Here is a 26,851-nt window from a genome sequence, read left to right as displayed (position 1 = left end):
TACAAGGATGACGACGGGGCAGCCCGGAGCGAAGGCTCCGGGCCGCAATCGTGGGCGCCCGCCCCGGGGGCCACCTGCCCGAGGGGCGACCTACGAAGATCTACAACGCCAAGAAAAAGCCTAGAAACGAACGTTCAAACCAGAAGCAGCACCGTCAAAGCACCGCCTGAATCGCATCCCGAGCCTGATGCGACAGTTCCAACCGCGTCGGCAACGTCCCATCCGCATGCTGTGTCGCCAGCACCGGCAAGAACACCACCTCCACCGACAGCCCCGTCGTCCCCATCACCCGCCACAGATTCGCCACCAGCGTTTCCTCGCCCACGAACGCCGCGAAACCGCTGCGTTCGCCGTGCTGCAGGAAACGCAGCGCCACCGGCTGGATCTCGACCGCCGCCGCGCGCGCCGGCTCGAACAGGCTGGCGTGGAACGGGCGCAGCGTGAAACCCTCGCTCGTCGTGCCTTCCGGGAACAGGCCGACCGCATCGCCCTGCTTGAAGCGAGCTTGCATCGACTCGCCCATCGCATGCACCGCGTGGCGCTGGCCGCGTTCGATGAACAGCGTGCCCGCCCCCGCCACCAGCCAGCCGATCACCGGCCAGCTGCGGATCTCGCTCTTGGCCACGAACGACGTCGCCCGCGCCGAATTCAGCACGAAGATATCGATCCACGACACATGGTTCGCCACCAGCAGCACCGGGCCCGTCATGCGCGGCTCGCCCTTGAAGACGACCCGCAGGCCACAGGCCGCCATCAGGCAGCGCGACCAGGTACGGTTCAGCCAGGCCCGCGACTTCGGGCGCAGCAGCGGATACACCAGGCCCACGCACAGCAGGCCGAAGACAATCAACGGCACCACCAGCATCAGGCGGAGGACAAAGCGCAGCAGCTTCAAACAGGGGTCTCCCAGGCCGGGCGGCCACTCACCAGGGTGGCGCGGACACGACCGGGCAGCATCATACCCGCGAACGGCGTATGACGGCTGTGGCTTTGCAGGGCGCCGGGCGTCACCAGCCATTCGGCCTCCAGGTCCACCAGGCACAGGTCGGCCGGCGCCCCCACGCCCAGTTGCCCCAGGCCCGCCAGCGCCGGCGACAGGCCGCGCAGCACCGCCGCCGGCCCCGACGTCACCCGGGCCAGCGCCTGCGGCAGCGGCAGGCGGCTGTCGCGGGCCCATTTCAGCGCCAGCGACAGCAGCAGCTCCAGGCCCGTGGCGCCGGGCTGCGATTGCGGGAACGGCACGGACTTGCCCGCGTCGTCCACCACCGCATGGTCCGAACACAGGGCGTCCACCAGGCCCTCGCGCAGCGCCGCCTGGATCGCGTCGCGGTCGCGCTGGCCGCGCAGCGGCGGGCGCAGGTGGAAATCCGTATTGAAATAGCCGATGTCCACATCGGTCAGGTGCAGGCTGTTGGCCGAGACATCGGCGCTGACCGGCAGCCCTTCGCGGCGCGCCGCGCGCAGCAGTTCCAGGCCGCCCGCGGTGGACAGGCGCGACAGGTGCACGCGGGCGCCGGTGGCGCGCTGCAACTCGAAAATCGCCTGCAGGGCCAGCGCCTCGGCCTGCGGCGGCAGGCCTTCCAGGCCCAGGCGGTCGGCGTAGGCGCCGGCGGCGACCACCGCGCCCTGCGCCAGCCATGGGTCCTGCGGCCGCAGCCACAGCGCCAGGCCCTGCCCGGCCGCATAGCGCATGGCGCCCCACAGCACCCGGGTGTCGACGATGCCGGATTCGCCCTGCGAGAACGCCAGGCAGCCCGCCTGCGCCAGCAGGCCCATCTCGGCCAGGGTCTCGCCGCGCAGGGCGACCGTGAGCGCGCCCAGGGGCAGCACCCGGCCGTGGCCGGGCGGCGCCTCGCGCAGCAGCGCCTCGACCTGGGCCGGCGCGTCCAGCGGCGCGCCGGCGTCCGGCGGCAAGGTCAGCGTGGTCACGCCGCCCGCCAGCGCGGCGCGCAGCTCGGCGGCCGACAGGCGGGGCTCGGCCGCGGCGCCGGCGTCCTGGCGCAGCACGCGCGCCGACAGGTCCACCAGGCCCGGCAGCACGGCCAGGCCGGCGGCGTCGATGCGGCGATCGGCCTGGAAGCCGTCGGGCGCCTGGCCGGCCGCCGCCACGCGGCCGTCGGCGATGAACAGGTCCTGCAAGCCGTCGCGGTCGTGGGCCGGGTCGATCAGGCGGCCATTGGCGATGTGCAGCCTCATGCGGCGACTCCGGCCAACACGCTCAGGGCGGCCAGACGCAGATGGCCTTCGGACCGGGCCAGGCCGGCCTCGATCTCGCCCAGGCCGGCGGCAACGTCGCCATCGACCTCGATGCCGGGCGTCAGCGCGGCGGCGGGCAACAGCAGGACATCGGGCCGGGCCGCGGCCAGGCGGGCGGGCGTCAGGCCGTAAGCGGCGGCGTATTCGCGCGCCGACGGCAGCAGCGCGCCGCTCATGCGCTCGGCCCGCAGGGGCAGCGCGATCACCACATCGGCCTCGGCCAGGCATTCGTGCAGGGTGGCACAGGCGCGCACGCCGAGTTGCGGCAGGCCGTCGGGCAGCAGGGTGCGCGGCGCGGCGGCGCGCACTTCGGGCACGCCCAGCGTGGTCATGGCATGGATCAGGCTGCGCGCCACGGCGCTGTGGCGGATGTCGCCCACCAGCGCCACGGCCAGGTTGGTCAGATCCTGTCTGGCCTGCAGCATGGCCTGCACGCGGGCCAGCGCCGGCAGCGGATCGGCGTGCGCGCCATCGCCGGCGTTGAGGATGCGCAGGCCCGGCGCGCATGCGGCGGCGGCGCTGACGGCGGCGCCGCTGGCCGGATGCCGCAGCGCCAGGATGCCGGCCGGCAGGCCGGCGGCGACCGCGGCGGGAGACAGCGCGCTGGCGGCGCAGATGTCGCCAGCGCCCACGCCGTGGCCGCGATCCACCCCGGCGTCGGCGCCCGGGCCATTGGTTTCCAGCGCCACGGACCGCAGGCCCAGGCGCACGGCGGCGGCCTCGAAGTCCTGGCGCAGGCCGGCATCGCCGGCGGGCAGGCTCAGGAACAACGGCAGGTCGGCGTCGGCGACGGCCGGCGCGTCATCGGCGGCGAACGCGGCCGCCGCGTCCAGCAGCCGTTCGACATGGCGTCGCGGCAACCCTTCCGTCGTCAGCAGATGCAGCAGTTCGCCACGGCGGTCGAGTTGCGGATTGAGCATGGGCGGGCCGGCGTCGGCGTCAAGGCGCCGGCGGCTTGTCCAGGTAACGTTGCAGGATGACGGCGGCGGCCATCGCGTCGTCGGCCGCGTGGGTGCCCAGCAGGCGCTGGGCCTCCATGCTGGAGCCGCGCTCGTCGACCAGCTCCACCGCCACGCCGAAGCGGCCGTGCAGCTGGTTGGCGAAGCGGCGGCAGCGCGCGGTGGCGGGCTGTTCGCCGCCATCGGCGTCGAGCGCCAGGCCGACCACCACGCGATGCGGCTGCCATTCCCGCAGCAGCGCCTCGATGCGCGCGAAGCGCACGTCGCGCACCTCGCTGAAGATGATCTCCAGCGGCCGCGCGTGGCCCGTCAGCGTATTGCCGATGGCCACGCCGATTTTCTTCTCGCCGAAATCGAATGCCAGCAGGGTCTCTTCAGGCATGGCCCGCGTCGCCGGCCAGCATCACGGGATCGATGCCCAGCAGCTTGAGCGCCGCGGGGTAGCGATCCTCGGGCGGCACGTCGAAGATGATGTGGTCGTCGGCGCCGACCGACAGCCAGGCGTTCTGGCCCATTTCGCTTTCGAGCTGGCCGGCGCCCCAGCCGGCGTAGCCCAGCGTGACCAGCATGCGGGCGGGCCCGTTGCCGTCGGCCACCGCCTGCAGCACGTCGCGCGAGGTGGTCAGGGCCATGGCGCCGAGCTTGATGCTGGAGCTGTAGTCGCCCGCGGGCGCGTGCAGCACGAAACCGCGGTCGGTCTGCACCGGACCGCCGAAGAACACCAGCGTGTCCTTGACCGGACCGATCTCGAGCGACAGTTCGATGCGCTCGAACAACGTGCCCAGGGTCAGGTCGGTGGGCCGGTTGATGACCAGGCCCAATGCGCCGCGTTCGGTGTGCTCGCAGATATAGATGACCGAGCCGGCCAGGCTGCCTTCGACCATGCCCGGCATGGCGATCAGGAACTGGTTGGCGAAGTTGGCGGCCTGTTGCGTACTGGCCTCTTCGTGGTGTTTTTCCGTCATGGCAACCCCCTCTTGGGTAGTCAGATCGAACCGCCTTGGCGGAAGACGTCGGCGCTGCGCGTCAGATTTCCATCAGTTCGAAGTCCTCTTTGCGGGCGCCGCATTCAGGACAGACCCAGTTCGGCGGCACATCTTCCCAGCGGGTGCCGGGCGCGATGCCTTCGTCGGGCAGGCCGGCCTCTTCGTCGTAGACCCAGCCACAAATCAGACACATCCAAGTACGCATAGTTCTCTCTTACATCAATTCCCTGCCGTTGTCCCCGCGACGGGGCAAAGGCGGGAGGCATCCATTAGAATGGGGACAATCTTACCGAAACCCAATAGGGGTTCCCCTGATTCTCCGCAAATGAGTCCGGGCACCCTTACTCTAGCGCTGTCCACGTGGCCCCCGTTACTCCCCCTCTCGTTTTGGTCTTCGGTCCGCTCGATCCCTCGGGCGCCGACGGTTTGCCCGCGGACGCCGTGACCTGCGCCCGCCTCGGCTGTCATGGCCTGGCGGCCGTCACGGCGTTGACCGTGCAGGATACCGCCGGCATCGAAGAAATCCATCCCGTTTCACCCGACCTGCTGGACGACCAGGCGCGCTGCCTGCTCGAGGACATGTCCGTACAGGCCATCAAGGTGGGCGGACTATACACCGCCGAAACGGCAAGCGTCGCCGCGCAGGTTGCCGCGGATTACAGCCAGGTGCCGCTGGTGCTGCACCTGGGCCAGCGCGCCCAGGTGCCGGCCGACGCCGCCGACGAGGATGACGCCGACGACCTGCTGGCCGCCATCCTCGAACTGGTGCTGCCGCAGACCGACCTGCTGATCGTCGAGCACCTGCGGCTGGCCCAATGGCACGCCGACGGTGATATCGATATCGGGGACGCACCATCACCGATGCACGCCCTGGTGGCCGCCGGCGCCGAATGGGTGCTGGTGCTGGGCAGCCCGCAGCGGCCCGGCCACCACGCCAACGTGCTGCTGGGCCCCAACGGCCAGACCACCACCCTGCCCTGGCAGGCGCCCCCGGACCGCAACGGCGACGCCGGCGGCCTGGCCGCCACCGCCATCACCGCCCTGCTGGCGCGCGGACTGGACATGCCCGAGGCCGTGCGCCAGGGCCTGGCCCACGCCGACGCGGCGGTCGCCGCCAGTTTCCTGCCGGGCATGGGCCGGCGCATTCCCAACCGGATCCAGCCGCAATGAAAGCCTTGCGATTCCCCGCCGGCCTGTATGGCGTCACCCCCGAATGGGACGACACCGAGCGCCTGATGCGCGCGGTGCGCCAGGCGGCCGAGGGCGGCATGCGCGCGCTGCAGCTGCGCCGCAAGGACGTGCCCGACGCGGTGCGCGCCGAGCAGGCGCGCGCCCTGGCGCCCCTATGCCGCGAGCTGGGCGTGGTGTTCCTCATCAATGATGACTGGCGCCTGGCGCTGGAAGTCGGCGCCGACGGCGCCCACGTCGGCCGCGACGACGACAGCCTGGCCCGCATCCGCGCCGAAGCCGGCCCCGACCTGATCCTGGGCGGCTCCAGCTACGACGACCTGGGCCGCGCCCGCGAACTGCTGGACGCCGGCGCCGACTACATCGCCTTCGGCGCCATGTTCCCCTCGCGCGTCAAGCCCGACACCGTGCGCGCGCCGCTCTCGGTCCTGACCGAGGCCCGCGCGCTGGTCGAGGAACGCGACGCGCCGCGCCCCGCCGTGGTCGCCATCGGCGGCATCACGCCCGAGAACGTGGCGCTGGTGGCCGCCGCCGGCGCCGATTCGGTCGCCGTCATCACCGGCCTGTTCGAGGCGCCCGCGATCCGCGCCGCCGCCGCGGCCTGCGCCGCGCCCTACTCCATCAACCGCAACCTGAAGCCCTGACCGCCATGTCCCGTAACGCCCAGCTCTTCGAACGTGCCAGCCGCAGCATCCCCGGCGGCGTCAACTCGCCCGTGCGCGCCTTCCGCTCCGTGGGCGGCACGCCGCGCTTCATCAAGCGCGCGCAGGGTCCGTACGTGTGGGACGCGGAAGACAAGCAGTACATCGACTACGTCGGCTCCTGGGGCCCGGCCATCCTGGGCCACTCGCATCCGGAAGTGGTGCGCGCGGTGCAGGAAGCGGCCGTCAACGGCCTGTCGTTCGGCGCCCCCACCGAGGCCGAGATCGAACTGGCCGAAGTGCTGATCGCGCGCCTGCCGTCGCTGGAACAGGTGCGCCTGGTCAGCTCCGGCACCGAGGCCACCATGACGGCCATCCGCCTGGCGCGCGGCGCCACCGGCCGCAACAAGATCGTCAAGTTCGAGGGCTGCTACCACGGCCATTCCGACAGCCTGCTGGTCAAGGCCGGCTCGGGCCTCCTGACCTTCGGCAACCCCAGCTCGGCCGGCGTGCCGCCCGAATTCGTCTCGCACACGCTGACCCTGGAATACAACAACCTGGACGCGGTGCGCGAAGCCTTCGCCCAGCACGGCGCCGACATCGCCTGCATCATCGTCGAGCCGATCGCCGGCAACATGAACCTGATCAAGCCGGCCGCCGGCTTCCTGGAAGGGCTGCGCGAGGTCTGCACGCAGCACGGCGCGCTGCTGATCTTCGACGAGGTCATGACCGGCTTCCGCGTCGGCCCGCAGGGCGTGCAGGGCCTGTCGGGCGTCAAGCCCGACCTGACCACGCTGGCCAAGGTGATCGGCGGCGGCATGCCGGTGGGCGCCTTCGGCGGCAGCGCCGAGATCATGAAGCACATCGCGCCGCTGGGCGGCGTCTACCAGGCGGGCACGCTGTCCGGCAACCCGGTGGCCGTGGCCGCCGGCCTGGCCACGCTGCGCCTGATCGCGGCGCCCGGTTTCTACGACAAGCTGGCGGCGCAGACCGCCAAGCTGGCCCAGGGCCTGCAGGAACGCGCCCGCGCCGCCGGCCTGCCGTTCTCGGCCGACTCGGTCGGCGGCATGTTCGGCCTGTACTTCAGCGACAAGGTGCCGGCCACGTTCGCCGAGGTCTCGGCCTGCGACACGGCGCGCTTCAACCGCTTCTTCCACGCCATGCTGGACCACGGCGTGCATTTCGCGCCGTCGGCCTTCGAAGCCGGCTTCGTCTCGGCCACCCACGACGACGCGGTCATCCAGGCCACGCTGGATATCGCCGAAAAGGTCTTCGCGACGATCTGAGCGCCGCGCGGGGTTGGGCCTTGCCCGCCGCGCCCGCCGACACGCCCTGGCGGCCCGACAAGGGCTTCCAGGGCGTTTTTGCATCGGCCCCTAGGGCGTCTTGTACTGCTGGTACAGCGCCGTGACGTTGCGCACGTACTGCTGGGTCTCGGCATAGGGCGGCACCGCGTCGTACTTGCGCACCGCGCCCTCGCCCGCGTTGTAGGCGGCCAGCGCCAGGTCCAGGCGGTTGGGGTATTGGTCGATCAGGCGGCGCAGCAGGCTCGACCCCGCCTTGACGTTGGTGGCCGGGTCGACCAGCGCCCGCTCGATGTCGTCCGAGACCAGCAGGGTGGCCGCCGTCGCCGGCATCAGCTGCATCAGGCCCAGCGCCCCCTTGGGCGAGCGCGCGTCGCTGCGAAAGCCCGATTCCACCGCGATGACCGCGGTCAGCAAGGCCCGGTCCACCCCTGAATCCCTGGCCGCCTGCGCGATCAGTTCGTCATGCGCGGTCGATGGCGGCGCCGGGCCCCAGCGCGCGGCCCGGTCGCCCAGGGTCAGCAGGCTGGCGCCGTCGCCCGAGCGCGGCTCGCAGTCCAGGCAGACCTTGATGCGGTTGCCGCGCAGCGCGGTGCGGACCTGGGCCCGCTTGTAATACTTGGCGTAGCCGTTGGGCACCTTCATCGCGCGCCAGACGCCGAACGGATCTTTGTAACGGTAGATCTCGGTAGCGCGCGCGGCGTCCGTGGGCAGCAGCGCGCCGGCGGCCAGCATGGCCGCCACCGCCAGGCCGGCCAGGAACGTCCGCCCGGCGCGTGGCCGGGCGGGCGGAATGGGAGAGACTCGGAACATGGGGAAGGCGCTCCGGCGGCGTCCAGGGACGCGGAATCGAACGCCTATGCTGAGCCGACGCGCCGGCTTTGTCGCTCCTGCCTATGCCCTAGTACCCGGCCCGCGGGGCGCAGCAGGCCGTCCGTGAACGGCCCGTCTCGGGGTGGCTCGGGAAAATATGTCGCTGAAATAAGGGCCTGATCTACATCTTTTATCTTCATCCTCCCCGTACTACTACGCAGTAGCCCGGAGTTCCTGGGTTAACATATGTCGCAATATTTCGTTTAATTACTAAATGAATGGAACCCGGCGACAACTGCCGGGCGGGAGGCGGAGATGGGCGCATACAACACGCTCCAGCTGGTGCTGGATGCCACTACCAACGTCCTGACGGCGATTTACTCGCCGCCACCTGCGCCGCAGACCGATGCCGCCCCGGTCGACGCTGCGGCTGACGGCGCCCCGGTCCAGGAGGCCGGCGCCCCGGATACCGAAACCGCCGACGCCACGCCGGCCGCGCCGGCCGCCGACCTGCCCAGCTGGGACACCCTCGCCGCCATGGCCACCGCCCAGGGGTGGTCGACCGAGGCGCTGGACAACCATGCCGTCATCGCCTTCATCGACCTGTGCCGCCACGCCACCGAACCCGTGCAGGTGCCGGTGGGCAAGCTGATCGACGGCTCGTTCGACCTGGAAGTGGATGCCGCCTGCATGTCGGCCCTGGTCACCCTGCACCCGCCCAAGGGCGGCAAGCCGGTGACGCTGCCCGTGCTGCGCCAGGCCATCGCCGACCAGGGCATCGTCCACGGCGTGCTGGAAAAGGAACTGGCCGAGGCCATCGAGCGCGGCGGCGCGCAGACCGTGCTGATCGCGCAGGGCACGCCGCCCACGCGCGGCACCCCCACCCGCTTCGAAAGCCTGCTGGACCGCCTGAAGCCGCGCGCCCAGGAAATCGACGAACTGGCGCAGATCGACTACCGCGACCTGGGCAGCCTGCTGCTGGTGACGCCCGGCATGCCGCTGATGCGCCGCATCCCGCCGCTGCCCGGCATCGATGGCTGCAACGTGCTGGGCCAGCCGGTGCTGCCCGACGAGCTGCCGGACACGCCCTTCAACGCCGAGATGTCCGGCGTCGAGATCGATCCGGAAGACCCGAACCTGCTGCGCGCCGCCATCGCCGGTTCGCCCAAGCTGATCCACCAGGGCGCGCAGGTCAATCCGGTGGTCGAGGTCGACGCGGTCGACCTGTCCACCGGCAACATCAATTTCCAGGGCTCGCTGCAGGTGCGGGGCGACATCAGCGCCACCATGGAAGTGCGCGTGACCGGCGACGTAGTCGTCAACGGCACCATGGAAGCCGCGCTGGTCGAGGCCGGCGGCAACGTCACGGTCAAGGGCGGCATCATCGGCATGGCCGAGGCGATGCAGGAAGGCACCAGCGAATCGGCCAACAATGCCGCCGCGCGCACCGCCCACATCGTCTGTGGCGGCGAAGTGCGCGCCCGCTTCATCGCCAACGCCATCATCAGCGCCGGCCAGAACGTGGAAGTGGAACGCGAGATCCGCCAGAGCAGCATCGCGGCGGGCGGCAGCGTCAACGTCGGCGCGCCCAACACCCAGCAGACCGCCATCACCGGCGGCCAGACCCGCGCCCTGCAATCGGTGCGCGCCGGCACCATCGGCTCGCCGGCCGGCGTGCCGACGCTGGTGCAGGCCGGGCTGGATCCGCATGCCGACATCAAGCGCTCGGCGCTGACGCGCAAGCGCCTGAAGATGAACGAGGAAAAGGCCAAGCTGGAACAGTTGCTGCTGTTCCTGCACGCCAACCCCGGCCGGGCCGCCGGCGACGTGGTCGAGCGCGCCCGCAACACCCACACCAAGCTGGGCCGCGACCTGATCGAGCTGGACGAGGAAGAGGCCCAGCTGATCCGCGACCTGCAGCCGCTGCATACCGCCACCATCATCGCGGCGCGGCGCTTCTGCGGCGGCGCCAAGATCCAGGTGGGCAACCGGATGCAGGAATTCCTGGAAGACCAGGTGGGCGGCAAGGCCGGCCTGGAAGAAGGCGAGATCGTCATCCGCTGACGTTTGCCCGGCGGCTGGGGCTACCGCCCGCTCAAGGCGCCAGCTGCTTGAACCACGCGCGCGGTGAAATGCCCCGGTCCGGTCCCAGGATCGAGAAGCCGCCATCCACCGGGATATCCACACCGGTCATCCACGACGCCGCGTCCGAGCAGGCGAAGCACACCGCCGCGGCGATCTCCTCGCCCGAGCCGACCCGGCCCAGCGGATGGAAGTGCGCGCCCACGGCGTCGGCGGCCTCGCGCGAGCCGCCCGCCAATTGTTCGACCGACGGCGACCAGGTCCAGGCCGGCGACACCGCCAGCACGCGGATGCCGGCCGGCGCCAGCTCCACCGCGAAATTCTTGGTGATCTGCAGCAAGGCCGCCTTGGAAGCGGGATACAGCGCGCGCCCGGCCGCGCCGAACTTGCCGCCGGTGCTGCCCAGGTTGACCACCACTCCGCCGCGCGGCAGCAGCGGCGCCGCCATCTGCGTGAAGATCGCGGCCGACACCAGGTTGGTGTCGAGCGTCGCGTGCCACTCCGCGCGGCTGGAGGCCAGGCCGCGGTCGTTGTACTGGCAGGCGTTGTTCACCAGCATGTCGACCCGCCCGAAGCGCGCCAGCGCGGCGTTCAGGCAGTGGCGGATCTGGTCGTCCTGGCCGATGTCGGTTTCGTGGAACAGCGCCCGCTCGCCGATCTCGTCCGCCAGTGCCTGGCCGGCCTGGGCGTTGCGCCCCACCAGCACCACGTTGGCGCCGGCCGCCGCCAGCCCGCGCGCGATGTCCGCGCCCAGCCCCTGGGTGCTGCCGGTGACGATGGCGGTCTTGCCGGCCAAGCCGGGAAAGCCTGAGAAATCCATGAACAGTCCTTGATCAATGAGGCGCGGCGGCCCAGTGCATGGCCTGCGCCACCGAGCCGGTCTGCGCGATCAGCCGCATGCTGGCCAGCGACGCGTCGTGCACCGCCGGGTCCGCCGACGCGCAGGCGTCCTCGGCCACCATGACATTGAACCCGATATCGGCGGCGTGCCGCACGGTGCCCTCGACCACCGAATGCGTCGCCACGCCCGCCACCACCAGCCGGCGCGCGCCCAGCAGCCGCAGCGTTTCCTCCAGCGGCGTGCCGTAGAAGGCGCTGATGCGGGTGTGCTTGACCACGAATTCGCGCGGGCTGCCCGCCAGGGGCTGCAGCCCTTCGTAGAAGGCGCTGCCCCATTGCCCCTCGGCGACCGCGCCGATGCTGGCGACGTTGCGGAAGATGTCGCAGTTGGGCAGCAGGTCGGCGTAGTCCGGGCGGAAGGCGATGCGCACGTGCACGATCGGCAGGCCATGGCCGCGGGCGCTGTCCAGCAGCGCCGCCGCGCCATGCAGCACGCGCTGGCGCACCGCGCCGTCGGCATCCAGCCCGACGCGGATCTTGCCGTCGGGATGCAGCACGTCGTTCTGGTAGTGCAGCGCCAGCACCGCGGCGTCGGGCGCGCTCACACGAACACCTCGAACACGTCGTGGGCGTCGTCGCAGTTCACCAGGTCCACGCGCTTCATGCGGATGCGCCAGCCGTCGCCGTCGGCGGCCAGCTTGTGGGTGTAGCGGCCGGCCAGCTGGCGCGGCTGGCGCTTGCGCCATTCGGTCATCTGGAACGCCGAATGCACCACCAGGTTGCCGCCCGCGTCCACGCCCTCGACCTGCACCCCGCCCACCAGCCGCACGCTGCGCGTGGGCGGCTGCTGCGACCAGTTGCGCGGGTGTTCCAGCCGGCGGATGCGCACGTCGCGCAGCATGCGGTCTTCCCAGAACAGCGAGATGTGGTCGTAGGGGCTGGACTGGCCCGGCTCGCGCGGCATCCAGTACATGCCGTCGTCGGTCCACAGCGACTGCCAGTCGTCGTAGCGGCGCTCGTCCAGCAGCCGCGCCTCGCGGTACAGGAACTGGGCGATGCGGTGATAGGCCTCGGCCGGCACGTCGGCCGGCGCCAGGTCGGCGGTGGATACGTCGAATTCCAGGTCTAGCAGCATGCGCCTTCTCCTTGGCCGTGGGCGGGCGCCACGGGGCCGGCCTCCATGTAGTTCTTCCAGGCGCGGAACTGGTTGCGCATCGGCAGCTCGCTGGTGCCGTTGACCGACACCATGCCGTCGGCGTCGCTGCGGTCGGTGCCGTGGTAGCGGTGCATGCTGACCCATTCGCCGCCGCGGGTGGCGTTGCCTTCCTGGCAGCGGTTGTAGAGCTCGATGTCGTCCGGCATGACGTTGGACGACGGCGAGTTGATCACGTTGGCGTACAGCATGGCGCGCTTGAACACGCCGTCCGGCGCGCCCTTGCAGCGGAAGGTCTGGATCTCGATCAGCGTGCGGTCCACGGCGATCGGGCGGATCACGCGGAACTGCTGGAACACCGTGTGCGGCGAGCCGCTACCGTAGATGACGGTGTTGTGGCGGTTCATGCCGAGGATCTCGCGGGCGCGGTCGGCGCCGTAGGCCGTGGTCAGCGCCTCGAAATGGGCGCGCGACACCGGATCGCGTTCGGCCGCGCCCGGGTTGAAGATGCCTTCCATGTAGCCGTGGCCGTTGTCGTAGGCGCGCAGTTCCAGCTTTTCCCAGAACTCGTAGGGCTCGCCGTTGCCGTCCATGATGTGCAGCTCGAACGGCATCTCGCCGATTTCCTTGGCCTCGTCGCGCGCGGCGGCGAAGGACGACTCGTGCGTCACGCGGGCATGCATGGTGTCGTGCAGGTTCTCGTAGAACACCTTCCAGTTGGAACGCTGCATCACGCGGAAGATGCCGCCGGCCACCTCGACCTCGCCCACCGGCGAGCGGTCGCACAGGTTGTCGATCGACGAACGCACGCCGCCCAGGAATTCCTCCAGGCCCTGGCCGTCGCGGGCCTGGCTGGCGAAGACGAAGCCGCGATAGCTTTCCACGCGCGGCAGGCGCCGCATCGAGAAGCTGGGATCGGTGGGATCGTAGGAGGTGCCCTCCAGCCCCTGCTTGAGCGGCACGCCGAGATGGCTGCCGTCGAGCTTGAAGGTCCAGGCGTGGTACGGGCAGCGGAAGAACTTGCCGACACAGCCGTCGCCGTCCGCCACCACCTTCGCGCCCTTGTGCGGGCAGCGGTTGTAGAGCACGTGCACGCGGCCGTCGCTGGCGCGCACCATAAGCACGTCCTGGTCGCCCAGGCGCGTGGTGTGATAGTCGCCGGTCTTGGGCACCTGGCTTTCGTGGCCGACGTAGACCCAGGCGCGGCCATAGATGCGCTGCATCTCCAGCTCGAAGATCGCCGGGTCGGTGTACAGGGCGCGGTGCACGCTGTCGCCGCGCACCATTTCGCCCAATTGTTGATCGCTATACGGCATGGCGGTCTCCTACTTGTTCTCGCTGTCTTTCCAGCGCGCCATCAGGGTGTTGGAAGGCAGGGTCTCGTCCAGCAGCTTCCGCGCGGTCTCGCGGCCGGCCACCGGCAGGCCCTGGGGATCGAGCACGCCGATTTGCACCAGCACGCTGGCCTGGTCCCAGTAGATGTGTTCGTGGCAGAGCTTGTCGCCGCGGAACTTGACGATGGCCACCAGCGGAATCTCGACGTACTTGCCGGTAGGCGCGACGCCGGGCAGCAGCCAGTCGATCTCGGTGGTGTGGGTGAAGCAGAACAGCAGTTCGTCGACGATCTGCGTCGCGCCCACGGTGCGCGACAGCGGCACCAGCCGGGTGTCGGGCGGATTGCTGTTGACGAAGTGGTGCTGGTAGAAGCGCGACAGCTCGCGGTAGCCCACGCCGCCCGTCATGGTGGGGATGTGGTTGACGTAGGGCTCGGCCACCATCGTGGCCATGGTCGCGGCCACGTCGCGCGTGCCGAATTCGTATTCGCAGTGCTTGTCCCATAAGTACGAATAGTCGAACTGCGGACCGATCACGCGTTGCAGCGCGGCCATGCTGCGCTGGTGCGCCATCAGCGCCGACGGCTTGTCGTAGTGCGCGCCGCCGGTGCGGGCAAAGGCGTGGTCCATGCCGGGGTAGACATACAGCTCGACGTTGGCCTTGCCGCCCAGCGCCTCCAGGATGCGCTGGCGCGCCGGCGGCGGACAGAAGCCGTCCTGTTCGGCGATGTGCAGCACCAGCCGGCCGCGCAGATTGGCGGCTTCTTCCAGGCTGTCCTCGATGCCCACGCCGTAGTAGCCGATGGCTACGTCGGCGTCGGTGCGGCAGGCGGCCAGGTAGGCCAGCTTGCCGCCCAGGCAATAGCCCAGCACGCCGGCGCCGCCCTGCTGCTCGGGCAGCGCGCGCAGCGCGGCCAGGGTCGCGGCGATGTCCTTGATGCCCAGGTCGACGTCAAAGCCCTGGTACAGCTCGAACGCGCGCGGCATATCGGCCGGGCCGTCGGTCAGCTGGATGCCGGGCTGCTGGCGCCAGAACAGGTCCGGCGCCAGCACCACGTAGCCTTCCTCGGCCAGCGACTGCGCGGTGCGGCGCATGAAGTCGTTGATGCCGAAGATCTCCTGGCACAGCACCAGCCCCGGCCCGTGGCCCGCGGCGGGCACGGCCAGGTAGGCGCTGAATGATTGGCCGTCGTGCGAGGCGATGGTCACCTCGCGCGTCGTGATGGTTGCGGTCATGCTTCTCTCCTTGATGCGTGCGTCGCCTGCCTTACTTCATCTGGCAGGCGGCGGCGAACGGGTCGTGATACTGCGTCAGCACCGTGCCCGACAGCTTGTTGGCCAGCTTGCCGTCCGCGCCCTTGACGATGGTGCGCAGGTAGTAGTTCTGGATCGGGTACTGGTTGCGATTGAAGGTGAAGTCGCCGCGCACCGACTTGAAATCGGCGCGGCGCAGGGCCGGGCGCAGCGCGTCAGCGCCCAGCTTGCCGCCGGTCTGCCTGACCGCGCTGTCCAGCAGCATGGCGGCGTCGTAGCCTTGCGAGGCGTACAGCGTGGGGGTGCGGTTGTAGGTCTTCCTGAAGTCCTCGACGAACTTGCGGTTGGCCGGGTTGTCCAGGTCGGCCGCCCATTGCGACGAGTTGTGCAGGCCTTCGATCGGCGCGCCCACCGCGGCGATGGTGTCCTCGTCGCCCGAGAAGCCCGGCGCCAGCAGCGCGATCTCCTTGCCCAGGCCGGCGCCGTTGAACTGCTTGATGAAGTTCACGCCCATGCCGCCCGGCAGGAAGAAGAACACCGCGTCGGGCTTGCTGGCGCGCAGCCGCGTGATCTCGACGCCGTAGTCGAGCTGGCCCAGCTGGGTATAAATCTCCTCGGACAGCCCGCCCTTGTACAGGCGCTTGAAGCCGTTGAGCGATTCGCGCCCGCCCGGATAGTCGGGCGCGATCAGCGCCACCCGCTTGAAGCCCTGGTCGACGGCGTACTTGCCCATCGCCGCCGGGATGTCCTCGTTCTGCCAGGCCACCGCGAAGAAATTCGGATTGCAGCCGGCGCCGGCATAGTTCTCCGGCCCCGTATTGGTGCTGAGATAGATGGTGCCCGACTGCAGGATGGCCGGCATCACCGGCAGCAGCACGTTCGAGAACACGATGCCCGTCATCACGTCGACCTTGTCGCGCTTGAGCAGGCGCTCGACCGCCTGGCGTCCGGCATCGGCCTTCTGCTGGTCATCGGCCACCACCACCTCGGCCGGCAGCCCGCCCAGCTTGCCGCCGGTATGCTGCAGCGCGAGATTGAAGCCGTCGCGGATCTCGTTGCCCAGCGCCGCGCCCGGCCCCGACAGCGTGGTCAGCAGGCCGACCTTGATCTTGTCCGCGGCCGATGCGCCGGCCGCGGCCGTCATACAGCCCACCGAAACCAGCGTTGCCAGCGCGCGCCGGCCCCATAGCTTTCCATTCATGAGCCACCCCGTTCGTGTCCGCCGGCGCCGCCGGCGCGATGCTGACAGAATCCGTCTGCCGTCGGTACACCCAGCCACCGATGAAAACTGCCAGCTTACGCGCCGCGGCGCCGCCTTCCAACAACCCCCAGCTTAGGGCGGCCGGGCGCGCGGCTCTATCCGAATCGGCCCACGCCTATCCGGGATTCACTTAATTCCCAACGCTTGACGATTGCATTACGCTCGACGGCGATACGGGAGCGTTCCCGTCCCGGAGGCATCCATGCACGGCTGGTCCCGCATCGAGCTGGCGCCATTGCTCAAACGACGCGTCTTCAGTTCCACCCAGCCGGCCGAAACCCGCGAGCGCGTCTCCGAAGCGCTCAAGGAACACCGCCTGACCTGGAAGGGCGGCCGCGTCGACGCCGAGCTGAACCGCGCCCGCTTCGGCGCCCTGAGCGTCTGTACGCTGCGCTACGGCGCCGAAGTCCACATCGAACCCGACCGCCTGCAGGACTTCATGCTGGTGCAGGTGCCGCTGCGCGGCCGCGCCCGCATCGAATGCGGCACCGACTGCGTCGACGCCCACCCCGACTGCGCCGCCGTCATCGCCCCCAACCGCGCCCTGAAACTGCACTGGGAAGCCGGCTGCGAACAACTGCTGCTGAAGATCCCGCGCGGCAAGCTCGAAGCCATCGGCCACCGCATCTTCGGCGACGCCGCCGCCCGCCCCCTGGACTTCAGCCCCGCGCTACGCCTGGACACCCCCGTCGGCGCCGCCTGGCGCAGCATGATGACCAGCCTGATCCACCTGCTCCCCACCCTGGACGACGGCGCGCCGAGACCGCCCGCCGCCTGGCTGGAGCACCTGGAAGACACGCTCGTCCTGCACCTGCTCTACAACCAGCCCAACACCTGGCAACGCCACGCCGGCCTGGCCCCCGCCCTGCCGCGCCGCGTCGCCCAGGCCGAAGCCTACATGCGCGCCCACCTGGCCGCCCCCCTGACCCTCACCGACATCGCCCGCGGCGCCGGCGCCAGCCCCAGCGCCCTCACCCGCCTGTTCCAGCAACACCGCGAGACCACCCCCATGCAGGCGCTACGCGTCCTGCGCCTGGACGCCGCCCGCGAAAAGCTGCAGCAAGGCGCCTGCGAAAGCGTGACCGAGGTCGCCGTCTCCGTAGGCATCAGCCACCTGGGCCGCTTCTCCGAGTATTACCGCGACCGCTTCGGCGAACTCCCCCGCGAAACCTTCCAGGCCGGCAAATAGCCAGCCACCTGGCGCCATGCTCCAACCCCGCAGCCAAGGGCACAAAATCACTAACGTAGTTGAACCCCTACATACGTGATAAACCACCCCGCAAGCGCGCAGCGTCATCCGCCCCCGCAAGACACCAAGTAAGCTTCAAAAGGCCGCCCGCGCGGCCGCCTTGAAGCGGGCCCCGCAAATCGCTCTGAACCCCCGTTGCCGACCATCAAAACGCCAAGAACCCAAATCGCCCCAGCACCCGCCATTAATTCTTATCGTGAGCGGGTGACGGGGCAGGCGGGGGATGGCGGGGCGTGTAGATGCGCCCGACGGAATCTGAAGGGAAGGCCGAAGGCCTGGACGAAGATGAGGACGGGGCAGTCCGGAGCGAAGGCTCCGGACCGCAATCGTAGCCCCGCCATCCCCCGCCTGCCCCGTCACCCGCGGCTAAAGAACCCACCTCGACGCGCATCAACACGTCAAGGCCGGCCCACCATCAAGCCGGCACCACCGCAGTAACCTCAATCTCCACCTTGGCCCGATCCTCCACCAGATCCGCCACCTCCACCGCCGTCATCGCCGGAAAATGCCTCCCGATCAACTCCCGGTAATGCTTCCCGATCTCCGGATAAGCCGCCACATAGGCATCCTTGTCCGTCACATACCACGTCATCCGAACGATATGCTCCGGCCTGGCCCCGCCCTCGGCGAGAATCGCCACGATGTTGGCCAACGTCTGCCGCACCTGGTCGGCCAGGTCATCCGACTCGAACTGCTGCTGCCCGTTCCAGCCCACCTGCCCGCCCACGAACACCAGCTTGCTCCCCACCGTCATCTCGGTCAGGATCCCATTCGAATAGCCCCTCGGCGCCATCCAATCCGGCGGTTGCAGAATCTTCATAACGTCTCATCCTATTTTCAAAAAACAAACACCAGGGTGACCCCCGCCGAACTCATTCGGCGGCGACCAGATAATCCTGCATACGTTCACGCAGATCCGCCGGCAGCGGCATCGACTTCATCGTGCGCAGATCCACCGTCACGATCGTCAGCGTCGCCGACAGGCGCAACTGCCCGTCCGGGCCCTCGAACCGCACCAGCGCCTTGAACGACGCGCCGCCGATGCGCTGCACCTGCAGCGTCTGCCGCAGCTGCTCGTGCCAGCGGCTCGGCGCGCTGAAGTCGCACGTCACCGACGCCATCGGCGTGCCGATGTGGCGATCCACGTGCAGCGCGTGGAATGGCAAGCCCATGCCCTTGTCGAACCATTCCTCGACAAAGTCATTGATCATCTCGAAATAGCGAGGATAGAAAACGATGCCCGCCGGGTCGCAATGACGGAAGCGGACCTCTACCTGACTGATGAATGGTGCTGCCATGGCATTTCCTTGATGCAAAATCACGCCATCTTGCGCAGCGCGAAACGCTGCAGCTTGCCCGTCTCGGTGCGCGGCAGCGCGGCGACGAACTCGATGGCGCGGGGGTACTTGTAGGGCGCGATATTGGCCTTGACGAACTGCTGCATCGCGGCCACCAGCGCCTCGCTCGGCTCGAAGCCGGGCTTGAGCACCACGAAAGCCTTGACCAGCTGGCCGCGCTCGTCATCGGCCGCGCCGACCACGCCGCATTCGGCCACGGCCTCGTGGCGCAGCAGCGCGTCCTCGACCTCCGGGCCGGCGATGTTGTAGCCGGCCGAGACGATCATGTCGTCATTGCGCGCCTGGTAGAACAGATAGCCGTCGTCGTCCTGCATGAACGTGTCGCCGGGCAGGTTCCAGCCCTTCTGCACGAAACGCAGCTGGCGCTCGTCGGCCAGGTAGCGACAGCCCGTCGGGCCCTTGATGGCCAGGCGGCCCACCGTGCCGTTGGGCACGGGGTTCATGTCGTCGTCCACGATCTGCGCGATATAGCCCGGCACCACGCGGCCGATGGCGCCGCGGCGCACCGACTCGGGCGGGCTGGAGACGAACACGTGGATCATTTCCGTGCCGCCGATGCCGTCGATCATCTCGATGCCGCTGGCCTCTTTCCACAGCTGGCGGGTGGCGTCGGGCAGGGCCTCGCCGGCCGACACGCTCTTCTTGAGCGAGGACAGGTCGAACTTGCCCACCAGCGCCGCCATCTGGCGGTAGAACGTGGGCGCGGTGAAGACGATGGTGGCGCGGAAGTCCTGGATCAGCTGCAACAGGCTTTCCGGCGTCAGGCGCTCGGCCAGCACGGTGCTGGCGCCGACCCGCAGCGGGAAGCACAGCAGGCCGCCCAGGCCGAAGGTGAACGCCAGCGGCGGCGTGCCGCAGAAAATGTCGTCCGGGCCCGGCTTGATGACGTGCTTGGGAAACAGGTCGCACATCGCCAGCACATCGCGATGGAAGTGCATGCAGCCCTTGGGCGCGCCGGTGGTGCCGCTGGTGAAGGCGATCAGGCAGACGTCGTCGGCGGCGGTGTCGCAGGCCGTGAAGTCGTCCGGCTTGGCCGCGGCCAGCGCGTCCAGCGCGTCGGGCGCGGTGTCGTTGAAATACACGATCTGCGCCAGCCCCGGGCAATGGTGCTCGTGATCCGGCTGGGCGCAGAACTGCGCCTCGTCCTTCAGGCGCACATCGCACAGCACCGCCTGGATCTGCGCCTTGTCGATGATCTGCTTGAGTTCCTTGGCGCGCAGCAGCGGCATGGTCGGCACTGTCACCAGGCCGGCCTTGATCGCGGCCAGCCAGGCGGCCGCCATCATCGGGTTGTTGGGGCCGCGCAGCAGCAGGCGGTTGCCCGGCACCAGCTTCATGTCCTCGACCAGCACGCGGGCGATGCGGTTGGTCAGCGCGGCCAGCTCGCGGTAGGTCATGGCGGCCGGCTTGCCGTCCTGCGCCCAGCGCAGCGCGACGCGCTCGCCATGGCCTCGCTCGACCATCGCGTCGACCAGTTCCACCGCGCAATTGAAGCGCTTGGGATAGGCCACGTCGGGACCGTCCAGCAGGAATTCTGGCCATTGTTCGCCCGGGGGCAGATTGTCCCGGGTGAAGGTGTCGATGTGGGCGGATACTTCCATGGAATTCCCCTTGCTGCTGCGGTGTGGTTGACTGTGCCGAAAGCGGAAGCTCGATGGCTTCTTCAGGCTTTCAGCAGTTCGCGGGCGATGATCAACTTCTGCACTTCGGTGGCGCCTTCGTAGATACGCAGCGCTCTGATTTCCCTGTAAAGCTTCTCCACCGGCATCCCCGACACCACGCCCGCGCCGCCGAACATCTGCAGCGCGCGGTCGATCACGGTCTGCGCCGATTCGGTGGCCGTCATCTTGGCCATGGCCGCTTCGCGCGTGGTGCGTTGTTTCTGCACGTCGCGCATCCACGCGGCGCGATAGGTCAGCAACGCCGAGGCGTCGATGGCCGTGGCCATGTCGCCCAGCGCGGCCTGCGTCAGTTGCAGGTCGGCCAGGGTCTGGCCGAACATGCGGCGCGACTTGGCGCGCGCCAGTCCTTCGTCCAGCGCGCGGCGGGCAAAGCCCAGCGCGGCGGCGGCCACCGAGGCGCGGAAGATGTCCAGCGTCATCATGGCCAGCTTGAAGCCCTGCCCCGCTTCGCCCAGCCGCTGCGACACCGGGATGCGGCAGTTGTCGAAGGTGATGGTGGCCAGCGGGTGCGGCGCGATCAGCTCGATGCGCTCCGAGATCTCGAAGCCCGGGGTGTCGGCATCCACCACGAAGGCGCTGATGCCGCGCGCGCCCGGCGCCTCGCCGGTGCGGGCGAACACGCAATAGAAGTCGGCGATGCCGCCGTTGGAAATCCAGGTCTTGGCGCCGTTGAGCACATAGTGGTCGCCCTCCAGCCGGGCCTCGCAGGCCAGCGCGGCCACGTCCGAGCCGGCATCCGGCTCCGACAGCGCGAAGGCGGCGATCGCCTCGCCGCTGGCCACGCGCGGCAGGTAGCGCTGGCGCAGCGCGTCCGAGCCCATCAGCGAGATCGCGCCGCTGCCCAGGCCCTGCATGGCGAAGGCGAAGTCCGCCAGGCCCTCGTGGCGCGCGAAGGTCTCGCGCAGGATGCAGACCGCGCGCGAATCGACCTCGGGCAGCGCGCCACCCCAGGCGCCGCCGGGGCCGCCGGCGACCGCGTAGCGCAGCCAGCCGGCCTGGCCCATGGCCTTGACCAGCTTGCGGCAGGCCGCGTCGGCATCGTGGTGGTCGACGTGGCCCAGGGCGCTTTCGCACCAGCCATCCACCTCATGCGCCAGTTTGCGATGGGCGTCGTCGAAGAACGGCCAGTCCAGCCAGCTTGCGTCGCGCATCATCAGTTCCCCTCGAAGACCGGCTTCTGTTTGGCCACGAAGGCCTCGTAGGCGCGATGGAAATCGCGCGTCTGCATGCAGATGGCCTGGGCCTCGGCTTCGGCCTCGATGGCCTCGTCCACGCCCATGTTCCATTCCTGGTGCAGCAGTTTCTTGGTCACGCCGTGCGCGAAGGTGGGGCCCGCGGCCAGCTGCGCGGCCAGTTTGGCCGCCGCGTCCATCAGGGCGTCCGACTCGTGCAGCGCGTTGAAGAAGCCCCAGCTGGCGCCCTCCTCGGCGGTCATGGCGCGGCCGGTGTACAGCAGTTCGGAGGCGCGACCCTGGCCGATCATGCGCGGCAGCAGCGTGCAGGCGCCCATGTCGGCCCCCGCCAGGCCCACCCGCGTGAACAGGAAGGCGGTGCGCGCGGCCGGCGTGCCCAGGCGCATGTCGGAAGCCAGCGCCACCATCGCGCCGGCCCCGGCGCAGACGCCGTCCACCGCCGCCACGATGGGCTGCGGGCAGGCGCGCATGGCCTTGACCAGGTCGCCCGTCATGCGGGTGAAGTCCAGCAGCTCGGGCATGCTCATCTTCGTCAGCGGCCCGATGATTTCATGCACGTCGCCGCCCGAGCAGAAGTTGCCGCCGGCGCCGGCCACCACCACCACCTTGATGTCGGTCGCGTACACCAGCGCGCGGAACAGGTCGCGCAGTTCGGCGTAGGAATCGAAGGTCAGCGGGTTCTTGCGCTCGGGGCGGTTGAGCGTGATGGTGGCGACCTTGCCGTCGGCCGACACCTGCCACAGGAACGTCCGCGCCTGGTAACCGGCCAGCGGGCGCTTGTGGTGCTTCATGGTGTGCTCTTCGGGCTGCGTGCTCATGGTGTCTCCGTTCTGGAATCGTGGGGTGGGCGCCGGCTCAGCCGGTCATCACTTCGCCGCCGTCGACGGCGATGGCCTGGCCGTTGATGGACGACGAGGCCGGCAGCGCCAGCCAGGCGACCGTCTCGGCCACTTCCTCGGGCTGCACCAGGCGGCCCTGCGGATTGCGCTCGGCCAGCTTGGCGCGAGCCGCTTCCGGCGTCATGCCGGTCTTCTCGACGATATTGGTGACCGCGCCGCGCACGATGTCGGTCTCGGTGTAGCCCGGGCACACGGCGTTGATGGTGACGCCCTTCTGCGCCGTCTCCAGCGCCAGCGAGCGGGTCAGGCCGATCACGCCATGCTTAGCCGCGCAGTAGGCGCTGACGTAGGCGTAGCCGATCAGGCCGGCGGTGCTGGCCACGTTGATGACGCGGCCCCATTTGGCGGCCAGCATGCCGGGCAGGGCCGCCTGGATGCAGTGGAAGGTGCCGGTCAGGTTGACCGCCAGCATCGATTGCCACAGCGCGGCGTCGGTGCGGTCGAAGCGCTGGCTGACGGCCTGGCCGGCATTGTTGACCAGCACCAGCACCGGGCCGAGTTCGGCCTCGGCCTGGGCGAAGGCCTGGCGCACCGAGGCCTCGTCGGCGATGTCGGCGCTGACCGCCTGCACCTGGCCCAGGCTGGCCAGGCTGTCGACGGCCGCCTCCAGCGCGCCGCCGTCGCGGCCCAGCAGCGTGACCCGCGCGCCGCGTTCCAGCAGGGCGCGGGCGCTGGCCAGGCCGATGCCGCGGGCGCCGCCCGTCACCAGCGCGTGGCGGCCGGCCAGGGGAAGGGAGGACGTGCTCATTTGATGTCCAGTTGCGCCATGGCGGCGGCGCGTTCGAAATTGGTTTCCAGCTGGCGCTTGCCGGCGAAATACTGGCTCGGCCAGGCCACATCACGATAGCCCACGCGGGCCGCTTCGCGCAGCGTCCAGGAGGCGTCCGCCAGGTGCGGCCGCGCCAGCGCGCAGAGGTCGGCGCGGCCCGAGGCGATGATGCCGTTGGCGTGGTCGGCCTCGAAGATGGCGCCCACCGCGATGGTGGGGATGCCGGCCTCGTTGCGCACGCGGTCGGCGAACGGGGTCTGGAACATGCGGCCGTAGACCGGCTTTTCTTCCTTGCTGACCTGGCCCGACGAGCAGTCGATCATGTCGGCGCCAGCGGCCTTGAAGTGGCGCGCGATCTCGACGGCGTCATCGGCGGTGATGCCGCCCTCGACCCAGTCGCTGGCCGAGATCCGCACCGACATCGGCTTGTCCTCGGGCCAGACGGCGCGCACCGCGCGGAACACTTCCAGCGGGAAGCGCAGGCGGTTTTCCAGGCTGCCGCCGTATTCGTCGTCGCGGCGGTTGGTCAGCGGCGAGATGAAGCTGGACAGCAGGTAGCCGTGGGCGCAGTGCAGTTCGAGCCAGTCGAAGCCGGCGGCCTGGGCGCGGCGGGCGGCGGCCACGAAGTTGTCGCGCACCTCGTCCATGTCGGCGCGCGTCATGGCGCGCGGCGTCTGCGACACGCCTTCGATGTACGGCAAGGCAGACGCCGACAGCAGCGGCCAGTTGCCTTCGGCCAGCGGATGGTCGATCTTCTGCCAGCCCAGCTGGGTCGAGCCCTTGCGGCCGGCATGGCCGATCTGCACGCCGATGCGGGCGTCGCTGTTGCCGTGCACGAAGCCGACGATGCGGGCGAAGGCCTGCTGCTGCTCGTCGTTCCACAGGCCCGGGCATCCCGGGGTGATGCGGCCGTCGGGCGACACGCAGGTCATTTCCACCATCACCAGCCCGGCGCCGCCCATGGCGCGGGCGCCCAGGTGCACCAGGTGGAAGTCGCCCGGCACGCCGTCGGCGCAGGAGTACATGGCCATCGGCGACACCAGGATGCGGTTCTTCAGCGTCACGCCGCGCGCCCGGTACGGCGTCAGCATCGGCAGCGCGGGCCGCTGGCCGGCGGGCGCCGGCGCGCCGGCATGCTCGGCGATCCAGCGCTCGAAGCCTTCCAGCCAGGCCGGGTCGCGCAGCCGCAGGTTTTCGTGCGAGATGCGCTGCGAGCGGGTCAGCAGCGAATAGGCGAATTGTTCGGGTTCGAGTTCGGCGTAGCGCGCCACGTTCTCGAACCACTCGGTGGAGTTGCGGGAGGCGTTCTGGATCTTCAGCACTTCGACGCTGCGCACTTCCTCGTAGTGCTTCAGGCCGTGCTCGACGCTGCCCTCGGCGCCGCTCAGGCAGCGCGCCAGTTCGATGGCGTCTTCCAGCGCCAGCTTGGTGCCCGAGCCGATGGAGAAGTGCGCGGTATGCGCCGCGTCGCCCATCAGCACCACCGGCACGGCGCGCTTGCCGCGGCGGGTTTCGAGCTGGTTCCAGTGGACCCAGGTGTTGCAGATGACGCGCGGGAAGCGGATCCAGATGGCCGAGCCGCGCAGGTGCGAGGCGTTGCTGATGAGCGCGTTGCCGTCGAGCCAGGGCGCGAACAGCTTTTCGCAGTAGGCAATGCCCTCTTCCTGGCTCATCTGCTCGATGCCGGCGGCCTGCCAGGTCTCTTCGGGCGTTTCGACGATGAAGGTCGACATGCCGTCTTCGTAGCGATAGGCGTGGGCCTGGAACCAGCCGTGTTCGGTCTGGACGAAGGCGAAGGTGAAGGCGTCGAAGACCTTCTTGGTGCCGAGCCAGACGAAGCGGCAGCGGCGCTGGTCGATGTCGGGGTGGAAGGTGTCGGTGTAGCGGGTGCGGATCTGGCTGTTGATGCCGTCGGAGGCGATGACCAGGTCGGCGTCGTATTCGCGGGCGATGGCCTGGTCGTCCTGGACGAAGTTCTCGAACACCAGCTTGACGCCGACGTCTTCGCAACGCGCCTGCAGGATGTTGAGCAGCTTCTTGCGGCCGATGCCGATGAAGCCGTGGCCGCCGCTGCGGATGCTGCGACCCTTGAAGTGGATGTCGATGTCGTCCCAGTGGTTGAAGGCGTCGCCGATGGTCTGGGCGGAGACGGGATCGGCTTCGCGCAGGTTCTGCATGGTGGCATCCGAGAACACCACGCCCCAGCCGAAGGTGTCGTAGGGCCGGTTGCGTTCGATGACGGTGACTTCGTTGGCCGGGTCTTGCAGCTTCATGAGGAGCCCGAAATACAGGCCGGCGGGACCACCACCAATGCATACGATTTTCATTGCCGTAACGCTCCAAGAAGTGCGGCCCGGACGCGGGGTGGGTCGCTGCTATTTTTAGGCCTTGATAGTTTAGGCTTGAAATATATACCTGGATGGGGAGGATCGCAAATGGGGGAAACGTGGGGGGTCCGATTCTGGGGACGGGCTTGGGGTGGCGGGTGCGAGTTCCATGGCGGGAGGCGCATTTTCTGGCGTCGCGGTGTTGAGCTTCGTAGGTCGCCCCTCGGGCAGGCGGACCCGGTGGCGGGCGCCCACGATTGCGGTCCGGAGCGTTCGCTCCGGACTGCCCCTGCCTCATCCTCGTTGCCGCCTCCCGGCGGCTGCCTTCGGATTCCCTCGGGCGCATCGAGGTTGCCCGCCACCGGGTCCGCCTGCCCGAGGGGCTACGGATTTCGAGGCTTGTCGCGCTGCTAGATCTGTGTGCAGGGCATGGAACCTGCGGGGCTGCCCATCGCGACCGGGCGGGCGGTCACGATGGGCGTCTGGGCAGTTGAAAGTGGGGCGGGTGCGCTGCGCGCGGGTGGGGAGCGGGTTTCTGTTGTTTCCCCACGTTTGGGGGAGGGGCGATGGTGGTCGGCGCGGCGGAAAGCGGGTTGCGCGTGACGAGTCGCTTGCGCCGACCACAAACAGTCTTGGTGCGGGCAGGCGTTCAATGGCAAAGGGTTTGGGTGCAGGTGTGCCTTGGTGGCAATGCGTCGCGGAGCGGGCATGTCTTCAATGGCGAATGCATCGCGGTGCTGGCATGCCTTCAATAGCAAATGCGTCGCGACGCTGGCACGCTTGCAATGAAAAACCATGCGAAGTGCCAGCAAACCTTCCAAAGAAAATAATCTCGCCGCCGCCATACGCGATAGTGTCATCACCAATCGCAAGACATCGCGTAAGCCTCAAAAGGCCGCCCGCGCGGCCGGCTTGAGGCGGGCCCCGCCCCACCATTCACCGCAAGCGCGAAGCGGCATCCTCAACCGCAAGACCCCGCGAATGCCCTCCGATGGCCGCCCGCGCGGCCGAGGAAGGGCGACCATCGCAAGATCTTCCACTTCACGCCAGCCCAACATAAGAACGCCAGCACCGTCACCCACACGCGAGAGCGCCATCGCTCAGACGCAAGACACCGCGTAAGTCCTAAAAGGCCGCCCGCGCGGCCTTTTAGGACGGGCCCCGCAAATCTCTCCCCCCAGCCTTGACGTTGCATCAGCATGCCAAGCACACCACCCGCCCCAGAGACCGGCAGTAAGTCTCATCGCGAGCGCGTGGCGGGGTCGGTGGGGGATGGCGGGGCGTGTAGATGCGCCCGAGGGAA

Annotated in this window: 25 protein-coding genes; 5 read left to right on the top strand and 20 right to left on the bottom strand. The window is 69.3% G+C overall.

The genetic code is table 11. The features are described 5' to 3' along the window. Positions 1 to 154: 154 nt before the first annotated feature. From AOZ53_RS30625 to AOZ53_RS30600, 6 genes are all read right to left on the bottom strand, one after another. On the bottom strand, positions 155 to 895 hold the full coding sequence (locus tag AOZ53_RS30625; RefSeq protein WP_054490739.1) for a lysophospholipid acyltransferase family protein: 741 nt from the start codon (positions 893 to 895) through the stop codon (positions 155 to 157). Continuing rightward, the gene (locus AOZ53_RS30620; RefSeq protein WP_054490737.1) at positions 892 to 2,196 is read right to left on the bottom strand and encodes a dihydroorotase; all 1,305 of its coding nucleotides are present in this window, start codon (positions 2,194 to 2,196) and stop codon (positions 892 to 894) included. The genes AOZ53_RS30625 and AOZ53_RS30620 overlap by 4 nt, the downstream gene beginning before the upstream one ends. Beyond that, on the bottom strand, positions 2,193 to 3,176 hold the full coding sequence (locus AOZ53_RS30615; protein ID WP_054435653.1) for an aspartate carbamoyltransferase: 984 nt from the start codon (positions 3,174 to 3,176) through the stop codon (positions 2,193 to 2,195). The genes AOZ53_RS30620 and AOZ53_RS30615 overlap by 4 nt, the downstream gene beginning before the upstream one ends. Before the next feature lie 19 nt (positions 3,177 to 3,195). Next, the gene (gene ruvX, locus AOZ53_RS30610) at positions 3,196 to 3,597 is read right to left on the bottom strand and encodes a Holliday junction resolvase RuvX (protein WP_054435651.1); all 402 of its coding nucleotides are present in this window, start codon (positions 3,595 to 3,597) and stop codon (positions 3,196 to 3,198) included. Beyond that, a complete protein-coding gene (locus AOZ53_RS30605; RefSeq protein ID WP_054435648.1) occupies positions 3,590 to 4,180 on the bottom strand; it encodes a YqgE/AlgH family protein in 591 nt (196 codons plus the stop codon). Before AOZ53_RS30605 ends, ruvX begins: the two co-directional genes overlap by 8 nt. 61 nt (positions 4,181 to 4,241) lie before the next feature. Continuing rightward, positions 4,242 to 4,406, bottom strand: a complete 165-nt coding sequence (locus AOZ53_RS30600) for a rubredoxin (protein ID WP_003814980.1) — start codon at positions 4,404 to 4,406, stop codon at positions 4,242 to 4,244. Positions 4,407 to 4,561: 155 nt separating this feature from the next. Here AOZ53_RS30600 and AOZ53_RS30595 point away from each other — a divergent pair, with 155 nt between their 5' ends. The 3 genes from AOZ53_RS30595 to hemL are packed head-to-tail and all read left to right on the top strand — an operon-like array spanning position 4,562 to position 7,316. Continuing rightward, positions 4,562 to 5,371 carry a bifunctional hydroxymethylpyrimidine kinase/phosphomethylpyrimidine kinase gene (locus tag AOZ53_RS30595; protein ID WP_085943734.1) on the top strand — a complete coding sequence of 270 codons (810 nt, stop codon included), beginning with the start codon at positions 4,562 to 4,564 and terminating at the stop codon, positions 5,369 to 5,371. Then, positions 5,368 to 6,033 (top strand): thiamine phosphate synthase, encoded by a 666-nt coding sequence (gene thiE, locus AOZ53_RS30590; protein ID WP_054490735.1) that lies wholly within the window; start codon positions 5,368 to 5,370, stop codon positions 6,031 to 6,033. The genes AOZ53_RS30595 and thiE overlap by 4 nt, the downstream gene beginning before the upstream one ends. Positions 6,034 to 6,038: 5 nt before the next feature. Next, positions 6,039 to 7,316 (top strand): glutamate-1-semialdehyde 2,1-aminomutase, encoded by a 1,278-nt coding sequence (gene hemL, locus AOZ53_RS30585; RefSeq protein WP_054435621.1) that lies wholly within the window; start codon positions 6,039 to 6,041, stop codon positions 7,314 to 7,316. Positions 7,317 to 7,406: 90 nt separating this feature from the next. On the opposite strand, the gene AOZ53_RS30580 is transcribed toward hemL, so the two are convergent. Next, on the bottom strand, positions 7,407 to 8,147 hold the full coding sequence (locus AOZ53_RS30580) for a lytic transglycosylase domain-containing protein (protein WP_054479696.1): 741 nt from the start codon (positions 8,145 to 8,147) through the stop codon (positions 7,407 to 7,409). Between the two features lie 315 nt (positions 8,148 to 8,462). Between AOZ53_RS30580 and AOZ53_RS30575 the strand changes: the two genes are divergently transcribed. Further along, positions 8,463 to 10,211: a DUF342 domain-containing protein gene (locus AOZ53_RS30575; RefSeq protein ID WP_054490733.1), complete on the top strand. Its 1,749-nt coding sequence runs from the start codon at positions 8,463 to 8,465 to the stop codon at positions 10,209 to 10,211. Between the two features lie 31 nt (positions 10,212 to 10,242). Here AOZ53_RS30575 and AOZ53_RS30570 read toward each other — a convergent pair whose 3' ends face one another. The 6 genes from AOZ53_RS30570 to AOZ53_RS30545 are packed head-to-tail and all read right to left on the bottom strand — an operon-like array spanning position 10,243 to position 16,011. After that, positions 10,243 to 11,049 carry an SDR family oxidoreductase gene (locus AOZ53_RS30570; RefSeq protein WP_054479700.1) on the bottom strand — a complete coding sequence of 269 codons (807 nt, stop codon included), beginning with the start codon at positions 11,047 to 11,049 and terminating at the stop codon, positions 10,243 to 10,245. A 13-nt stretch (positions 11,050 to 11,062) separates the two neighbouring features. Then, the gene (locus AOZ53_RS30565; protein ID WP_054435613.1) at positions 11,063 to 11,674 is read right to left on the bottom strand and encodes a cysteine hydrolase family protein; all 612 of its coding nucleotides are present in this window, start codon (positions 11,672 to 11,674) and stop codon (positions 11,063 to 11,065) included. Then, on the bottom strand, positions 11,671 to 12,204 hold the full coding sequence (locus tag AOZ53_RS30560; RefSeq protein WP_054435611.1) for an aromatic-ring-hydroxylating dioxygenase subunit beta: 534 nt from the start codon (positions 12,202 to 12,204) through the stop codon (positions 11,671 to 11,673). The genes AOZ53_RS30565 and AOZ53_RS30560 overlap by 4 nt, the downstream gene beginning before the upstream one ends. Then, positions 12,195 to 13,538 (bottom strand): aromatic ring-hydroxylating dioxygenase subunit alpha, encoded by a 1,344-nt coding sequence (locus tag AOZ53_RS30555; protein WP_054435609.1) that lies wholly within the window; start codon positions 13,536 to 13,538, stop codon positions 12,195 to 12,197. The genes AOZ53_RS30560 and AOZ53_RS30555 overlap by 10 nt, the downstream gene beginning before the upstream one ends. 9 nt (positions 13,539 to 13,547) lie before the next feature. Further along, positions 13,548 to 14,792, bottom strand: a complete 1,245-nt coding sequence (locus tag AOZ53_RS30550) for a dienelactone hydrolase family protein (RefSeq protein WP_054479703.1) — start codon at positions 14,790 to 14,792, stop codon at positions 13,548 to 13,550. 31 nt (positions 14,793 to 14,823) lie between these two features. Next, positions 14,824 to 16,011 carry an ABC transporter substrate-binding protein gene (locus AOZ53_RS30545; RefSeq protein WP_054435605.1) on the bottom strand — a complete coding sequence of 396 codons (1,188 nt, stop codon included), beginning with the start codon at positions 16,009 to 16,011 and terminating at the stop codon, positions 14,824 to 14,826. A 262-nt stretch (positions 16,012 to 16,273) separates the two neighbouring features. Between AOZ53_RS30545 and AOZ53_RS30540 the strand changes: the two genes are divergently transcribed. Continuing rightward, positions 16,274 to 17,260 carry an AraC family transcriptional regulator gene (locus AOZ53_RS30540; RefSeq protein ID WP_054479707.1) on the top strand — a complete coding sequence of 329 codons (987 nt, stop codon included), beginning with the start codon at positions 16,274 to 16,276 and terminating at the stop codon, positions 17,258 to 17,260. A 475-nt stretch (positions 17,261 to 17,735) separates the two neighbouring features. On the opposite strand, the gene AOZ53_RS30535 is transcribed toward AOZ53_RS30540, so the two are convergent. The 7 genes from AOZ53_RS30535 to AOZ53_RS30505 form a co-directional block, all read right to left on the bottom strand. After that, on the bottom strand, positions 17,736 to 18,140 hold the full coding sequence (locus tag AOZ53_RS30535) for a RidA family protein (RefSeq protein ID WP_006388562.1): 405 nt from the start codon (positions 18,138 to 18,140) through the stop codon (positions 17,736 to 17,738). 52 nt (positions 18,141 to 18,192) lie between these two features. Further along, positions 18,193 to 18,618: an acyl-CoA thioesterase gene (locus tag AOZ53_RS30530; protein WP_054490731.1), complete on the bottom strand. Its 426-nt coding sequence runs from the start codon at positions 18,616 to 18,618 to the stop codon at positions 18,193 to 18,195. 20 nt (positions 18,619 to 18,638) lie between these two features. After that, positions 18,639 to 20,279: an AMP-binding protein gene (locus tag AOZ53_RS30525; protein ID WP_054435699.1), complete on the bottom strand. Its 1,641-nt coding sequence runs from the start codon at positions 20,277 to 20,279 to the stop codon at positions 18,639 to 18,641. Between the two features lie 62 nt (positions 20,280 to 20,341). Then, positions 20,342 to 21,511, bottom strand: coding sequence for an acyl-CoA dehydrogenase family protein (locus tag AOZ53_RS30520; RefSeq protein WP_054479772.1), 1,170 nt, complete (start codon positions 21,509 to 21,511; stop codon positions 20,342 to 20,344). A gap of 2 nt (positions 21,512 to 21,513) precedes the next feature. Then, positions 21,514 to 22,371 (bottom strand): enoyl-CoA hydratase family protein, encoded by an 858-nt coding sequence (locus AOZ53_RS30515; protein ID WP_054435703.1) that lies wholly within the window; start codon positions 22,369 to 22,371, stop codon positions 21,514 to 21,516. A 37-nt stretch (positions 22,372 to 22,408) separates the two neighbouring features. Next, positions 22,409 to 23,200, bottom strand: coding sequence for an SDR family NAD(P)-dependent oxidoreductase (locus tag AOZ53_RS30510; protein ID WP_054435706.1), 792 nt, complete (start codon positions 23,198 to 23,200; stop codon positions 22,409 to 22,411). Then, positions 23,197 to 25,548: a bifunctional salicylyl-CoA 5-hydroxylase/oxidoreductase gene (locus AOZ53_RS30505; protein WP_054490729.1), complete on the bottom strand. Its 2,352-nt coding sequence runs from the start codon at positions 25,546 to 25,548 to the stop codon at positions 23,197 to 23,199. Before AOZ53_RS30505 ends, AOZ53_RS30510 begins: the two co-directional genes overlap by 4 nt. Positions 25,549 to 26,851 lie beyond the last annotated feature (1,303 nt).

This window comes from Achromobacter sp. 2789STDY5608621 (assembly GCF_001299375.1).
In the GTDB taxonomy this organism is placed as follows: Bacteria; Pseudomonadota; Gammaproteobacteria; order Burkholderiales; family Burkholderiaceae_B; genus Achromobacter; species Achromobacter insuavis.
This window is presented reverse-complemented; position numbering and strand designations above follow the sequence as displayed.

What these genes read in the sequence shown, in the direction of transcription:
- AOZ53_RS30620 (WP_054490737.1), bottom strand. Translation starts at nt 2,196, where the DNA reads ATGAGGCTGCACATCGCCAATGGCCGCCTGATCGACCCGGCCCACGAC.
- AOZ53_RS30615 (WP_054435653.1), bottom strand. Translation starts at nt 3,176, where the DNA reads ATGCTCAATCCGCAACTCGACCGCCGTGGCGAACTGCTGCATCTGCTG.
- ruvX (WP_054435651.1), bottom strand. Translation starts at nt 3,597, where the DNA reads ATGCCTGAAGAGACCCTGCTGGCATTCGATTTCGGCGAGAAGAAAATC.
- AOZ53_RS30605 (WP_054435648.1), bottom strand. Translation starts at nt 4,180, where the DNA reads ATGACGGAAAAACACCACGAAGAGGCCAGTACGCAACAGGCCGCCAAC.
- AOZ53_RS30600 (WP_003814980.1), bottom strand. Translation starts at nt 4,406, where the DNA reads ATGCGTACTTGGATGTGTCTGATTTGTGGCTGGGTCTACGACGAAGAG.
- thiE (WP_054490735.1), top strand. Translation starts at nt 5,368, where the DNA reads ATGAAAGCCTTGCGATTCCCCGCCGGCCTGTATGGCGTCACCCCCGAA.
- hemL (WP_054435621.1), top strand. Translation starts at nt 6,039, where the DNA reads ATGTCCCGTAACGCCCAGCTCTTCGAACGTGCCAGCCGCAGCATCCCC.
- AOZ53_RS30580 (WP_054479696.1), bottom strand. Translation starts at nt 8,147, where the DNA reads ATGTTCCGAGTCTCTCCCATTCCGCCCGCCCGGCCACGCGCCGGGCGG.
- AOZ53_RS30575 (WP_054490733.1), top strand. Translation starts at nt 8,463, where the DNA reads ATGGGCGCATACAACACGCTCCAGCTGGTGCTGGATGCCACTACCAAC.
- AOZ53_RS30570 (WP_054479700.1), bottom strand. Translation starts at nt 11,049, where the DNA reads ATGGATTTCTCAGGCTTTCCCGGCTTGGCCGGCAAGACCGCCATCGTC.
- AOZ53_RS30560 (WP_054435611.1), bottom strand. Translation starts at nt 12,204, where the DNA reads ATGCTGCTAGACCTGGAATTCGACGTATCCACCGCCGACCTGGCGCCG.
- AOZ53_RS30555 (WP_054435609.1), bottom strand. Translation starts at nt 13,538, where the DNA reads ATGCCGTATAGCGATCAACAATTGGGCGAAATGGTGCGCGGCGACAGC.
- AOZ53_RS30550 (WP_054479703.1), bottom strand. Translation starts at nt 14,792, where the DNA reads ATGACCGCAACCATCACGACGCGCGAGGTGACCATCGCCTCGCACGAC.
- AOZ53_RS30545 (WP_054435605.1), bottom strand. Translation starts at nt 16,011, where the DNA reads ATGAATGGAAAGCTATGGGGCCGGCGCGCGCTGGCAACGCTGGTTTCG.
- AOZ53_RS30540 (WP_054479707.1), top strand. Translation starts at nt 16,274, where the DNA reads ATGCACGGCTGGTCCCGCATCGAGCTGGCGCCATTGCTCAAACGACGC.
- AOZ53_RS30535 (WP_006388562.1), bottom strand. Translation starts at nt 18,140, where the DNA reads ATGAAGATTCTGCAACCGCCGGATTGGATGGCGCCGAGGGGCTATTCG.
- AOZ53_RS30530 (WP_054490731.1), bottom strand. Translation starts at nt 18,618, where the DNA reads ATGGCAGCACCATTCATCAGTCAGGTAGAGGTCCGCTTCCGTCATTGC.
- AOZ53_RS30525 (WP_054435699.1), bottom strand. Translation starts at nt 20,279, where the DNA reads ATGGAAGTATCCGCCCACATCGACACCTTCACCCGGGACAATCTGCCC.
- AOZ53_RS30520 (WP_054479772.1), bottom strand. Translation starts at nt 21,511, where the DNA reads ATGCGCGACGCAAGCTGGCTGGACTGGCCGTTCTTCGACGACGCCCAT.
- AOZ53_RS30515 (WP_054435703.1), bottom strand. Translation starts at nt 22,371, where the DNA reads ATGAGCACGCAGCCCGAAGAGCACACCATGAAGCACCACAAGCGCCCG.
- AOZ53_RS30510 (WP_054435706.1), bottom strand. Translation starts at nt 23,200, where the DNA reads ATGAGCACGTCCTCCCTTCCCCTGGCCGGCCGCCACGCGCTGGTGACG.
- AOZ53_RS30505 (WP_054490729.1), bottom strand. Translation starts at nt 25,548, where the DNA reads ATGAAAATCGTATGCATTGGTGGTGGTCCCGCCGGCCTGTATTTCGGG.